13 protein-coding genes are annotated in these 12011 nt (G+C 64.9%); 8 read left to right on the top strand and 5 right to left on the bottom strand.

What is annotated here, in order from left to right:
* The first annotated feature begins 62 nt into the window (after positions 1–62).
* The 8 genes from ACTJLC_RS20585 to hutC (ACTJLC_RS20550) all read left to right on the top strand — a co-directional run bounded on the left by ACTJLC_RS20585 (position 63) and on the right by hutC (ACTJLC_RS20550) (position 7783).
* Entirely contained in the window at positions 63–899 is an 837-nt protein-coding gene (locus ACTJLC_RS20585) for an arylamine N-acetyltransferase family protein (RefSeq protein ID WP_073431915.1), read from the top strand.
* A gap of 16 nt (positions 900–915) precedes the next feature.
* On the top strand, positions 916–1596 hold the full coding sequence (locus ACTJLC_RS20580; RefSeq protein ID WP_073431914.1) for a methyltransferase family protein: 681 nt from the start codon (positions 916–918) through the stop codon (positions 1594–1596).
* 325 nt (positions 1597–1921) lie between these two features.
* Positions 1922–2746 (top strand): transporter substrate-binding domain-containing protein, encoded by an 825-nt coding sequence (locus ACTJLC_RS20575; protein WP_440844994.1) that lies wholly within the window; start codon positions 1922–1924, stop codon positions 2744–2746.
* 90 nt (positions 2747–2836) lie between these two features.
* A complete protein-coding gene (locus ACTJLC_RS20570) occupies positions 2837–3559 on the top strand; it encodes an ABC transporter permease (protein WP_310317483.1) in 723 nt (240 codons plus the stop codon).
* A 14-nt stretch (positions 3560–3573) separates the two neighbouring features.
* Entirely contained in the window at positions 3574–4329 is a 756-nt protein-coding gene (locus tag ACTJLC_RS20565) for an ABC transporter permease (protein WP_114163656.1), read from the top strand.
* Between the two features lie 35 nt (positions 4330–4364).
* Positions 4365–5156, top strand: a complete 792-nt coding sequence (locus ACTJLC_RS20560; RefSeq protein WP_073431910.1) for an ABC transporter ATP-binding protein — start codon at positions 4365–4367, stop codon at positions 5154–5156.
* Between the two features lie 39 nt (positions 5157–5195).
* Positions 5196–6908, top strand: a complete 1713-nt coding sequence (locus ACTJLC_RS20555; RefSeq protein ID WP_310317480.1) for an HAL/PAL/TAL family ammonia-lyase — start codon at positions 5196–5198, stop codon at positions 6906–6908.
* A gap of 191 nt (positions 6909–7099) precedes the next feature.
* Positions 7100–7783 (top strand): histidine utilization repressor, encoded by a 684-nt coding sequence (gene hutC / locus ACTJLC_RS20550; RefSeq protein WP_310132956.1) that lies wholly within the window; start codon positions 7100–7102, stop codon positions 7781–7783.
* A gap of 32 nt (positions 7784–7815) precedes the next feature.
* On the opposite strand, the gene hutC (ACTJLC_RS20545) is transcribed toward hutC (ACTJLC_RS20550), so the two are convergent.
* The 5 genes from hutC (ACTJLC_RS20545) to ACTJLC_RS20525 form a co-directional block, all read right to left on the bottom strand.
* The gene (gene hutC, locus ACTJLC_RS20545; RefSeq protein WP_310120099.1) at positions 7816–8655 is read right to left on the bottom strand and encodes a histidine utilization repressor; all 840 of its coding nucleotides are present in this window, start codon (positions 8653–8655) and stop codon (positions 7816–7818) included.
* Between the two features lie 57 nt (positions 8656–8712).
* Complete coding sequence (locus tag ACTJLC_RS20540; RefSeq protein WP_310132898.1) at positions 8713–9582, bottom strand: amino acid ABC transporter ATP-binding protein; 870 nt, start codon at positions 9580–9582, stop codon at positions 8713–8715.
* Between the two features lie 19 nt (positions 9583–9601).
* Positions 9602–10264: an amino acid ABC transporter permease gene (locus ACTJLC_RS20535; protein ID WP_310132895.1), complete on the bottom strand. Its 663-nt coding sequence runs from the start codon at positions 10262–10264 to the stop codon at positions 9602–9604.
* Positions 10265–10285: 21 nt separating this feature from the next.
* A complete protein-coding gene (locus ACTJLC_RS20530) occupies positions 10286–10936 on the bottom strand; it encodes an amino acid ABC transporter permease (protein WP_310132893.1) in 651 nt (216 codons plus the stop codon).
* Between the two features lie 87 nt (positions 10937–11023).
* Positions 11024–11851 (bottom strand): transporter substrate-binding domain-containing protein, encoded by an 828-nt coding sequence (locus ACTJLC_RS20525; RefSeq protein ID WP_073431903.1) that lies wholly within the window; start codon positions 11849–11851, stop codon positions 11024–11026.
* Positions 11852–12011: the final 160 nt, after the last annotated feature.

The raw sequence follows: 12011 nt of genomic DNA, 5'->3' as shown, positions 1-12011 counted from the left end.
GCATCCGGCCCACGCACGATTCACCCATGCCCAACACGCCAAACCCTACCGGGACCACGCCGATGTCAGACACAGTGAATCTGGAAAACTACTTCGCCCGCATAGGTTATCGAGGCCCGCGCGCGGCAACGCTGGAAGTGCTGCGGGACATCCACACGCTGCATCCGCGAGCGATCCCCTTCGAGAACCTGAACCCGCTCACGCGCCGCGCGGTGAAACTCGACCTCGCGTCGATCGAGAACAAACTCGTCACCGAGCGCCGCGGCGGCTACTGCTTCGAACAGAACGCGCTGCTGGCAAACGTGCTGACGCAGTTGGGCTTCAAGGTCACGCCGCTGCTGGGCAGAGTGCTCTGGGGGCGCGAGCCCGGCGTGATTCCCCCGCGCACGCACATGGTCTTGCGCATCGACATCGGCAACGAAGCGTGGATCGCCGACGTCGGCTTCGGCAGCGTCACGCTCACCGCACCGCTGCGTCTGAACGCGGGCCTCGCGCAGCCCACGCCGCTGGGCACGTTTCGCCTCGCCGACGCGGCGCATGGTTCGCTATACCTCGAAGTGCTGACGCGCGACGAGAGCTGGTCGCGCGTTTATCGTTTCGACCTGCAGCCGGTCGAGTGGATCGACTACGAGACCTCGAACTGGTACACGTCCACGGCGCCGGATTCGATCTTCGCGAGCAACCTGATCGTGTGCCGCGTATTGCCCGAAGCGCGGCTCACGCTGCTCAACGATCTACTGAACGAACGCGCCCCGGACGGCCAGATCGTCAGCGAACGGCAACTCGCGAGCGCGGACGAACTCGCCGCTTGTCTGCGCGATCGCTTCGGCCTGAATACCGGCGGCATCGACATCGGCGAAATATTCGGCCGCGTGCGTACCCCGGCCAACAGCGCGTAACGAGCCGGGCATCGCCATGATCAAGCGCCTGATTCTCCACACAGCGGCCTGGCTGGTGTTCATGGGCGTGCTGTTGTTCGGCGCGGCCGGCACTTTCGCGTGGCCGGCCGCATGGTGGTATCTGATCGAGATGGGCGTGCTGAGCCTGTGGATCGGACTGTGGCTCGCGCGTCACGATCCCGGCTTGCTCGCCGAGCGCATGTCCGTGTTCGCGCAGCCGCAGCAAAGCCGCTGGGATCGTCTCTTTGTGACGAGCGCCGGCGTGGCGTGGTTCGGCTGGCTGATCCTGATGGGGCTCGACGCCATGCGCTTTCACTGGTCGGCGCCGTTGCCGGTGGCGCTGGTCAGTCTCGGTTCGTTGTGCGTGTTCCTTTGCATCTTCATGTGCCGCTTCGTATTCCGTGCGAACAGCTTTGCCGCGCCGGTCGTGAAGATCCAGGCGAGCCGCGGCCATAAGGTGATCGACAGCGGTCCTTACGCGTATGTCCGTCATCCGATGTATTCGGCCGCGCTGCTGTTTTTCATCGGCACGCCGTTGCTGCTCGGCTCATGGTGGGGGCTCGCCGTGGCGCCGGTCATGGCGATCGGACTCGGCTGGCGCGCGGTGCGCGAGGAGCGCATGCTGGCCGAGCAACTCGACGGCTACGCCGACTACACCGCACGCGTGCGCTACCGTTTCGTGCCCTTCATCTGGTAACGCGGCCGTGCGCCATTCTTGCGCGCATCTGCTCCTCGTGCACCAACCTGTCTAGACAAAGCGCACCGCGCTGACGCATGCAAGCGCATGCGTTCTCTGCTCATCATTGACTCGTCACTCCCCGTAAAGCCTTGTAACGCCGCGCTTTCTAGGGGCTTACCCGATGATTCCGGCGATTCCACGCAAATTCTCTTGCGACGGTTTTTTGACTCATGCAGACTTGTCTATACAAATTAAGCAGCGGTTAAACATCCAGTTCGACGGTTTCCTCAATCAAAGGAGTTTCGACGTGAAAGTGAAGCGCACGACGTTAGCAAAAGCATTGATGGGCGCCGTTCTCGGCGCCGCGACGATTTTCGCGGCACCGGCCCACGCCAAGGACTGGAAGACGGTGACCATCGCGCTCGAAGGCGGCTATGCGCCGTGGAACCTCACGTTGCCGGGCGGCAAGCTGGGCGGCTTCGAACCCGAACTGGTCGCGAATCTCTGCGAGCGCATCAAGCTGCAATGCAATCTCGTGGCGCAAGACTGGGACGGCATGATCCCCGGTCTGCAAGCCGGCAAGTTCGACGTGTTGATGGACGCGATCTCGATTACGCCCGAGCGTGAAAAAGTCATCGCGTTCTCGAAGCCGTATGCCGCCACGCCCGCCACCTTCGCCGTGACGGACGCGAAAGTGCTCGCCAAGGCCGCGCCCACCGCGGGCGTCGTCAAGCTGACGGGCGATCCCAAGACCGATCAACCCACCGTCGACGCGTTGCGCAAGCAGTTGAAGGGCAAGACCATCGGCATCCAGTCGGGCACGGTCTACACCAGGTTCATCAACGAAGGCTTCAAGGACATCGCCACGATCCGCGTCTACAAGACCTCGCCCGAGCGCGATCTGGATCTGGCGAACGGCCGCATCGACGCGTCGTTCGACGACGTGACCTACTACGCCGCCAACATCGACAAGAAGGAAACCGCGTCGATCCTGATGGCCGACCCGAAGATCGGCGGCCCGATCTGGGGTCCGGGCGAAGGTCTCGCATTCCGCAAGCAGGACGCCGATCTGAAAGCGAAGTTCGACACCGCGATCAGCGCCGCGCTCGCCGACGGCACCGTCAAGAAGCTTTCCGCCAAGTGGTTCAAGACCGACGTCACGCCTTGATTCGCTGAACGTTCATAGGTAGAGGCGGGCGCGGCATCGACAGGCCGCGCCTCGCTGGTTCGATCCGCCGTAACGGCTGAGGGGTAGGGAATGGCGCTGATAGAGATGCTCGGCTTCGGGCCGGAGGGCTGGGGCGGCGTGTTGCTGCTCGCGGCGTTGATGACGGTCGCGCTCACGCTGGCGGCGCTCGGGGTCGGCGCGGTGTTCGGCGCGCTGGTGGCGGCGGCCAAGCTGTCGCGGTTTCGCACGCTGCGCGTGATCGGCGACATCTACACCATGGTGTTTCGCGGCGTGCCTGAACTGCTCGTCATCTATCTGTTCTATTTCGGCGGCTCCACGCTCGTCACGACTGTCGGCCAATGGTTCGGCGCCGAGGGTTTTGTCGGCGTGCCGCCGTTCGTGATCGGCGCGCTCGCGGTCGGCATGATTTCCGGCGCGTATCAGGCCGAGGTGTACCGCTCGGCGGTGCTCGCGGTCTCGCGCGGCGAACTCGAAGCCGCGCGCTCGATCGGCATGCCCACGCTCACCATGGCGCGCCGCATTCTGATTCCGCAAGTGCTGCGTTTCGCGCTGCCCGGCATCGGCAACGTGTGGCAATTGAGCCTGAAGGATTCGGCGCTGATCTCCGTCACGGGGCTCGCCGAATTGCTGCGCACGAGCCAGGTGGCGGCGAGTTCCACGCATCAATACTTCACGTTCTTCGTGGTGGGCGGCGCGCTGTATCTGCTGATGACCGGCATCTCGAACCGCATTTTCAACCGCGCCGAAGCACGCGTGGGCCGGTCCTTCAAGCGCAACTTCGCGCGCAACTGACGAGGACGGACATCATGCATTTCGACTTCGACTTCCTTCTCGATACGCTGCGGCAACTGCTGGTGGCGGTGCCGACCACGCTCGGCCTGTTCTTCTGCTCGCTGATTCTCGGCGGCTTGCTTTCGCTCGTGATCGTCACGATGCGCGTATCGCCGCATTGGCTGCCGAACCGCTTCGCACGCGCTTATATCCTGGTGTTCCGCGGCTCGCCGCTGCTGATCCAGATGTTCCTCGTCTACTACGGCATGGGTCAGTTCGGCGTGATTCGCGAGAGCTTCCTGTGGCCGGTGCTGCGCGAGCCGTACCTGTGCGCGGTTTTATCGCTGGCGTTGTGCACGGCCGGCTATACGGCGGAAATCATTCGCGGCGGCTTGATGGCCGTGCCGGTCGGCCAGATCGAAGCGGGTTATTCGATCGGCCTGTCGGGCTTCGCGCTGCTGCGCCGCGTGATCGGTCCGATTGCGCTGCGCCAGTGCCTGCCCGCGTATTCGACCGAAGCGGTGCTGCTCGTCAAATCCACCGCGCTCGCGAGCCTCGTCACCGTGTGGGAAGTGACCGGCGTCGCGCAGCAGATCATTCAGCAAAGCTATCGCACGACCGAAGTATTCATCTGCGCGGCGCTGATCTATCTGTTCCTGAACTTCGTCATCGTGCGTCTGCTCGGCTACCTCGAGACGCGTCTGTCGCGCCATCTGCGCGCCGCGCCCGCGCAGGCCGCGCCGAGCCGGCCGGTTTCAGCCACCGCCGAAGCACGCCGCGCCGCGCCCTGAACGGCCGCCCATCCCGGATGAATCTGGAGAATCCCATGAACGCTACGGCACCCGTTGCACTCTCGGTCAAGAACATTCACAAGTCGTTCGGCGACCATCACGTACTCAAGGGCATTTCGCTCGACGCCCATCAAGGCGACGTGATTTCGATTCTCGGCGCGAGCGGCTCGGGCAAGAGCACGTTTCTGCGCTGCCTGAATCTGCTCGAAACGCCCGACGAGGGCTCGGTCGCGCTCGCCGGCGAGGAACTGAAAATGAAGCGCCGCGGCGACGGCAAATTGCAACCGAGCGATCGCCGCCAAGTCGACCGGGTGCGCTCGCAACTCGGCATGGTGTTCCAGAACTTCAATCTCTGGTCGCATATGACGGTGCTGGAAAATCTGATCGAAGGCCCGATGCGCGTGCAAAAACGCAGCCGCGCCGAGTCAGTGGAAGAAGCCGAGGCGCTGCTCGCGAAAGTCGGCCTCGCGGAAAAGCGCGGCCACTATCCGGCGCATCTGTCGGGTGGGCAGCAGCAGCGCGTGGCGATCGCGCGCGCGTTGGCGATGCATCCGAAAGTGATGCTGTTCGACGAGCCGACCTCCGCGCTCGATCCCGAACTGGTGGGCGAAGTGCTGCGCGTGATGCGCTCGCTCGCCGAGGAAGGCCGCACCATGCTGGTCGTCACGCATGAAATGGGTTTCGCGCGGCACGTGTCGAATCGCGTGATGTTCCTGCATCAAGGCCAGGTGGAAGCCGACGGCACGCCCGACGAAGTCTTTGTCGAATGCAAGTCGGACCGCTTCCGGCAATTCGTGTCGAGTCATCAGGACCGCACCACCAACTGATCCGCAGCACTTGGCTACCTTACCGCGCAGAGCACCATCATGGCCGTGATCCGTTCCGATCGTCCTCTCGACTGGGCTCAGGTGGCGGCCATCGCCGCCGGCGAGCCGCTCGAACTTTCCGGCGACGCCCGCGCGCGCATCGCGGCGGCGCGCGTGCTCGTCGAACAGATCGTCGAGCGCGGGATTCGCGCCTATGGCGTGAACACCGGCGTGGGCGCGTTGTGCGACGTGATCGTGTCGCCGAGCGAACAGCGCACGCTGTCGCGCAACATTCTGATGAGCCACGCGGTCGGCGTCGGCGCGCCGCTCGGTGTCGCCGAGACGCGCGCGATCATGGCCGCGGCCGTCAACAACTTCGCGCACGGGCATTCCGGCATCCGCCTGGAAGTCGCCGATCGATTGGTCGCCTTGCTCAACGCGGATTGTTTGCCGGAGGTGCCGGCATTCGGTTCCGTCGGCTATCTGAGCCATATGGCGCATATCGCGCTGGTGTGTATCGGCGAAGGCCATGTACGTCATCGCGGCGAGCGGCTCAAGGGGCGCGACGCGCTGCAACGGCTCGGCCTCGAACCGCTCGTGCTCGAAGCGAAGGAAGGGCTGAGCCTGATCAACGGCACGCCGTGCGTGACCGGCCTCGCGGCGTTGGCGCTCGCGCGCGCCGCGCGTTTGCTCGACTGGACCGACATGGTCGCCGCGATGAGCTTCGAGAACTTGCGCGGCCAACTCGCGGCTTTCGCCGAGGATTCGCTCGCACTGCGCATTTCTCCGGGGCTGAACCTGGTCGGCGAACGCATGCGCGCGGCGCTCGCCGACAGCGGCATTCTCGCGGCGGTGGTCGGTCATCGCACGCAGGACCCGCTGAGCATGCGGACCATTCCGCACGTGCACGGCGCGGCCCGCGACGTGCTGGCCGCGACCGCGGTCGTGGTCGATCGCGAACTCGCGTCGATTACCGATAACCCGATCGTCGCCGGCACGCCCGAGGATCCTCGCGTCTATTCGCAGGCGCATGCGGTGGGCGCGTCGATCGCACTCGCGATGGACAGCCTCGCCACCGCGATCGCGCAAGTCGCCGCGATGGCCGAGCGGCGTCTCGACCGTCTGGTCAATCCGCTCGTCAGCGGCTTGCCGGCTTTTCTCGCCGAGCCTGGCGGCACCTGTTCCGGCTTCATGATCGCGCAGTACACGGCGGCCTCGCTGGTCGCGCAGAACCGGCGTCTCGCGATGCCCGCGAGTCTCGACGGCGGCATCACGTCCGGCTTGCAGGAAGACCACCTGTGCCATGCCACGCCCGCCGCGCTCAAGGCGCTGGAGATCGTCGACAACGCCGGGCGCATCGTCGCGATCGAGTTGCTGGCGGCGGCGCAGGCCTACGATCTGCAACGCGTGGACGCGCCGCGCGCGCCGCATACCGACGCGCTGTGGCAACGCGTGCGCCGCGTCGTGTCCACCTATCGCGACGACCGGCCGCTCGCGGACGACATGAGCATTGCGTTTCGCATGATCGCCGACGAGGCGCCGCCGCCGCTGCCGAACCCGGGTAACATTGGGCCCCGGCCGGTTACCTCCGGGCGCGGCCCGGAGCTTGCTGTGCTGGCGAACGTGGCGAACGTGGCGAACGTGGCGAACGTGGCGAGTGTGCCGGATACAGGCAAGCTCGACGCAAGCGCGCATGGCGCGGCCAATGACGCAACCGCGGCTCCAACCATGAACGCGCTCAACCACGGGCCAACCGTCGCCCGCGAGGCGTGATGCAGACATCCGGTGAGCGGGCTACCCGCCTGCGAACCGGCGAAAGTGGACAATCCAAACACACCGTGTACTACCCGCGTACCACCCACGAGGTCGACGTGAACACTATTACAAACACAAACGCGCAAACCGCAGACACGCAGGACCGCCCTGATGGTCCCGATCGCAACCCGGAGACTCCCGCGAAGGCGATGCCCGCCTACGAGCAGATCAAGCGCTACGTGATCAGGCGCATCAGTGAAGGCGACTGGAAGCCGGGCGGCCTGATTCCATCGGAAACGGAGCTGGTCAAGGAGTTCGGCGTTGCACGCATGACCGTGTCGCGTGCGCTGCGCGAGTTGACGACCGAACGCGTGCTCACGCGCGTGCAAGGCTCGGGCACCTTCGTCGCGCCGCAACGCTACGAATCGACGGTGCTGGAAATCCGCAATATCGCCGACGAAATCGCCGCGCGCGGTCATCGTCATTCGGCCCGCGTGCTCACGCTCGAACCGAGCGACGACCCGCAAGCGCTCGAAGCGCTCGGACTCGCGAGCGGCCCGGCGTTTCACTCGTGCATCGTGCATAGCGAGGAAGGCGAGCCGATCCAGTACGAGGACCGCTACGTCAACCCGAAGGTATTCCCCGACTACCTGCAGCAGGACTTCACCGTCGAGACGCCGAATCACTACATGGTGCGGCTCGCGCCGATCCAGCGCGCGGAGTTTCGCATCTACGCGCAAAAACCCGACGCTTATGTGCGGCGGCATCTGATGATGGATATCGGCGAGCCGTGCTTGCAGCTATGGCGCCGCACATGGGTGGGCGACGATGTGGCGACCTCGGTGCAGTTGTGGCACCCGGCGTCGCGGTTTCATCTGGCGGGGAACGTATAGCGCGGGTTGGCGCGGGTTGATATGTCGTGCCGTCAACCTTGACGCTGCGACATATCCGGCGAAAACCGGCAGCCCAGCCGATAGCGCGAGCCCGGATGCACGAAACGCGCGAACGTCACCGCCACGCCGCTCGTCCATGTGCGGCGCATCAGCGTGAGGCACGGTTCCTCAGCGCGGATTTCGAGCAGATCCGCTTCGGCGCGCGTCGGCAGACCCGCGTCGACCACATGCTCGACGTCGTGCGCCGGCACGGTCTCGAACAGATACTCCGACGGCCTGATCGTCGAAAAATCCTGCTGCAAAAAATCCGGCGCGGTCGCGGGATTCACATAGCGATCCTCCAACTGCACCGGCAAGCCGTTCTCACGGTGCACGCAAATCACATGGAACACCGAGGCGCCCGGCGCGAGGCCCAGCGCATTCGATACCATCACCGAGGCCGTTTCGCGTTGCGACAGCAGCGTGTCGTAGCTGTACTCGTGGCCGCGCGAGCGGATCTCGTCGCCGATATGCGCGATCATCAGCAGCGTCGATTGCGGCTTGCTTTGCGCGACGAAGGTGCCGACGCCGGATACGCGCGTGACGAGCCCTTCGTCCGCCAGCTCGCGCAGCGCGCGATTCACGGTCATGCGCGACACGCCGAGCGTCGCGACCAGATCCAGTTCGGAAGGCAGGCGGTCGCCCGCTTGCCGCGCGCCCGATTCGATGATCGCGCGGATATGGTGTTTCACCTGTTCGTAGCGTGCGGCCGGCGCGTCGTCGGCGGGGCGCGTGGATCGCGCGGCGCGCGTGGTTCCCGTCGCGCCCGTGGCTTTCGGCGACGCGGCGGGCGGCGGCTTGTCGTGGGCTCGGCTGCGAACGGTGGAGGACATCGGCGTTCTCGCGCTACCGTCCGCGTGACGCTTGCGCGGGTGCCAATTCGCGCGCGCTCATAGCGGCTCCACGTCATCGGGACCGCGCGTCCAGAAGGCGTTGCGGTCGAAGTAGTTTTGCAGGAACTGCCGCAAGCGCGGCTGCCCGGCGTCGTGAAAGACTTCGCGCGGCTTGCCTTGCACGGCGATGCGGCCTTGATCGATGAACATGACCTTGTCGGCGACCTGCGCGGCAAAGCCCATTTCATGCGTGACCACGGCCATCGTCATGCCGTCGCGCGCGAGCTGCTTCATCACTTGCAATACTTCGCCCACCAGTTCGGGATCGAGCGCGGAGGTCGGCTCGTCGAACAGCATGATGTGCGGCTCCATCGCCAGCGCTCGCGCAATCGCCACGCGTTGCTGCTGACCGCCCGAGAGTTTCGCGGGGTAGGCATCGCCTTTATGCGCGAGGCCGACCGTTTCGAGCATCGCATTCGCGCGGCGGCGCGCTTCGTCGCGTGAAAGATGACGCACGCGCAGGAGCGCTTCCGTCACGTTGCCGAGCGCCGTCATGTGCGGCCACAGATTGAACTGCTGAAACACCATGCCGACGTTGCGCCGCACGCGATTGATCTCGCCCTGCGAGGCGCGCACGCGCTTGCCGCTGCGCTCGCTGTAACCGAGCAGTTCGCCTTCGATGCGCACCTCGCCGTGGTCGTAGGTTTCGAGCGCGGCGAGGCAGCGCAGCAGCGTGCTCTTGCCCGACCCCGACGGGCCGATGATGCAGACCACTTCCGAGCGGGCGATCCGCAGGTCGACGCCGCGCAGCACCTCGACTTCGCCGAAGCGCTTGCGCAGATCGCGTACTTCGATCAGCGGCGCGCCGCGCGACGTATCGGCGGCAGCGGTGGAGGCGGAGGAGGGCATGTCGGCGATGGCGTTCATAAGATGGTCCCGATTGCATTCATGCCATGAAGCGTGCGATGCGGCTTTCGGCCCACATGCCCGCGCGCGACGTGAGTTCGACCAGCGCGAGATAGCACACGCACAGCACCAGCAGGGTTTCGACGAAGGCAAACGTGGCCGAGCCGATGCCGGTCAGCACGAACGTGAGTTCGGGCACGGTAACGATCGACAATACCGCCGTTTCCTTGCTCAGTACGATGATCAGATTGGTCAGCGCGGGCACGATCAGCACGAGCATCTGCGGCACCTGAATGCGCAGGACGGCTTGCCAGCGCGTGAGGCCGAGACACGCGGCCGCTTCCAGATGACCGGGCGGCACCGATTGAAAGCCGGAGCGGAACGCTTCGGCGAAATACGCGCTGCCGTAGAGGCCCAAGCCGAGCACGCCGGCCGTCATCGGTTCGAGCGTGAGGCCGAAGGACGGTCCGCCGTAGTAAAGCAGAAACAGTTGCACGAGAAAGGGCGTGCCGCGAAACAGTTCGATATACAGGCGCAGCAGGCCACGCACCCAGCGTCCGCAAAAGAGTTGCAGCACGGCGATCAGGAAGCCGATCAGCATGCCGATCGCGACGCCCGCGGCCCACGTGCCGAGCGTGGTCGCGAGGCCGGCGGCGATCGGCTGAAGGTTGTGCGTGATGACGGCGGGGTCGAGCGTTTGCATGGTTTGCTTTCGATCTCGGGCTCAGGCTCGCTGCAAGCGGTATTCGGCGGCGTGCGCGATGAGCGCGAGCGCACCGCAGATCACGAAGTAAATCAGCCCGGCGGCCAGATACGCTTCCAGCGGCCGATACGTACTGGCGGCGATGTTCTGCGCGGTGCGCGTCAATTCGGCCACGCCCACCACCGAAATCAGCGACGAAGCCTTGATCAGCAACACCATTTCGTTGACGAGCGAGGGCAGCGTCAAGCGAAACGCTTGCGGCACCAGAATGCGCCGCAGCATGTCGAGTGGCGAAAGCCCAAGCATCCGCGCCGCTTCCAGATGGCCCGGCGGAATGCTGAGAAAACCGCCGCGCAGAATCTCGGCGATATACGACGCGGAACACAGCGACACGGCGCTGATCGCGGCCACCACCGGCGACACGTTGATGCCCGCGAACGGCAGCAGGTAGTACACCAGCAGCAGTTGCACCAGCATCGGCACGCCGCGAAAGAAGAACACATAAGCGCCGCCGAACATGCGCGCCGCGCGGTTCGTGGAAAGCCGCGCGGCACACACGCCGACCGCGACGAAGAAACCGATCAGCAGACCCGTCAGCGAAATGCCGATGGTGGCGAGCGCCGCGTGCAACAGCAGCGGCAAGCCCTGGACGAAGACGGTTGTGCTGAACATGAACGTCGCACTCGCTGGAACGGGGAGGGCGATGCGGCCTGTTGAAAAGCGCGCATCGCCTGCATCGAAACGATGGGTCGGGAGCCGTCAATAGTTCGGCGTGGGCATCGTACTGGGTGCGTCCATCGCGACGCCGAACCATTTCTTCTGCAAGGTCGCGAGGCGCCCGTCGTTGTGCATCTTCACGAGCGCGGCGTTGAAGGCGTCGGCGAGCGGCTTGCTGTCCGCGTCTTTACGCAGGCAGTAAGCAAAGTACACTTTCGCGCCGAACGGCGGCTGCACCACGGCGAACGTTTCGGGACGTTGCTTCGCCACATACGCGATGTTGGTCATCGAGTTCGCGACCGCCGCGATCCGGCCGGCGGCGAGATCGGCGTAAGCCTGATTGTTGTCGACGTATTCGCGGATTTCAGGCGGCTTCGGCAAGGTGGCGACGTAGCTCTTCAACTGATCGAGTTGCGCCGAGCCCTTGCCCGCGCCGACCGTCTTGCCCGCGATGTCCGACGACTGCTTGACCGAAGCATCGTTCGCGCGCTTGAGCAGCGCGTCGGTGGCGTCCGCGATCGGCAGCGTGTACGTGTAGCGCTCCATGCGCGCCTTCGTGACCGTGAGCGGTCCGCCCACCATGTCGAACTTGCCCGCTTCCAGACCCGGCAGCACGCTCGGCCACGGCAGGTCGATGAAGCGCACCTTCACGCCCAGTTCCTTGCCGACCTCGGCGAACAGATCCTTGTTGAAGCCCGCTTGCTGGCCGTTTTCGAGGAAGTCGAACGGTGCGAACTGCATCTCGGTGCCGACCACCAGTTCGCCGGCTTTCTTTACTTTGGCGAGCTGGTCTTCGGCGTGGGCGGCGACGCTTGCCGCGCACAACGCCAGCATGACCAAACGACACTTCCAGCCTGCAAGGATGCTCATGAGATTCTCCGGGTGGCAAAGCGGTGTCGCGCGAAAGCGGTCCGCGAACGGGCACGGCGCGAGTCATGCGAGGCAGTATATACCGCGTTTTTCGCGCGAAACAAATAAACGCGCGAGTAGAGAAAAGCCCTTACGTGAAGCGCTGCGAAGCAACTTGCGG

The organism is Paraburkholderia sp. 22099, from assembly GCF_052045835.1.
GTDB classification, from domain to species: Bacteria; Pseudomonadota; Gammaproteobacteria; order Burkholderiales; family Burkholderiaceae; genus Paraburkholderia; species Paraburkholderia terricola.
This window is presented reverse-complemented; position numbering and strand designations above follow the sequence as displayed.

Excerpts from the sequence above, each read along its gene's own strand:
- ACTJLC_RS20585 (WP_073431915.1), top strand. The coding sequence starts at position 63 with ATGTCAGACACAGTGAATCTGGAAAACTACTTCGCCCGCATAGGTTAT.
- ACTJLC_RS20580 (WP_073431914.1), top strand. The coding sequence starts at position 916 with ATGATCAAGCGCCTGATTCTCCACACAGCGGCCTGGCTGGTGTTCATG.
- ACTJLC_RS20575 (WP_440844994.1), top strand. The coding sequence starts at position 1,922 with ATGGGCGCCGTTCTCGGCGCCGCGACGATTTTCGCGGCACCGGCCCAC.
- ACTJLC_RS20570 (WP_310317483.1), top strand. The coding sequence starts at position 2,837 with ATGGCGCTGATAGAGATGCTCGGCTTCGGGCCGGAGGGCTGGGGCGGC.
- ACTJLC_RS20565 (WP_114163656.1), top strand. The coding sequence starts at position 3,574 with ATGCATTTCGACTTCGACTTCCTTCTCGATACGCTGCGGCAACTGCTG.
- ACTJLC_RS20560 (WP_073431910.1), top strand. The coding sequence starts at position 4,365 with ATGAACGCTACGGCACCCGTTGCACTCTCGGTCAAGAACATTCACAAG.
- ACTJLC_RS20555 (WP_310317480.1), top strand. The coding sequence starts at position 5,196 with ATGGCCGTGATCCGTTCCGATCGTCCTCTCGACTGGGCTCAGGTGGCG.
- hutC (WP_310132956.1), top strand. The coding sequence starts at position 7,100 with ATGCCCGCCTACGAGCAGATCAAGCGCTACGTGATCAGGCGCATCAGT.
- hutC (WP_310120099.1), bottom strand. The coding sequence starts at position 8,655 with ATGTCCTCCACCGTTCGCAGCCGAGCCCACGACAAGCCGCCGCCCGCC.
- ACTJLC_RS20540 (WP_310132898.1), bottom strand. The coding sequence starts at position 9,582 with ATGAACGCCATCGCCGACATGCCCTCCTCCGCCTCCACCGCTGCCGCC.
- ACTJLC_RS20535 (WP_310132895.1), bottom strand. The coding sequence starts at position 10,264 with ATGCAAACGCTCGACCCCGCCGTCATCACGCACAACCTTCAGCCGATC.
- ACTJLC_RS20530 (WP_310132893.1), bottom strand. The coding sequence starts at position 10,936 with ATGTTCAGCACAACCGTCTTCGTCCAGGGCTTGCCGCTGCTGTTGCAC.
- ACTJLC_RS20525 (WP_073431903.1), bottom strand. The coding sequence starts at position 11,851 with ATGAGCATCCTTGCAGGCTGGAAGTGTCGTTTGGTCATGCTGGCGTTG.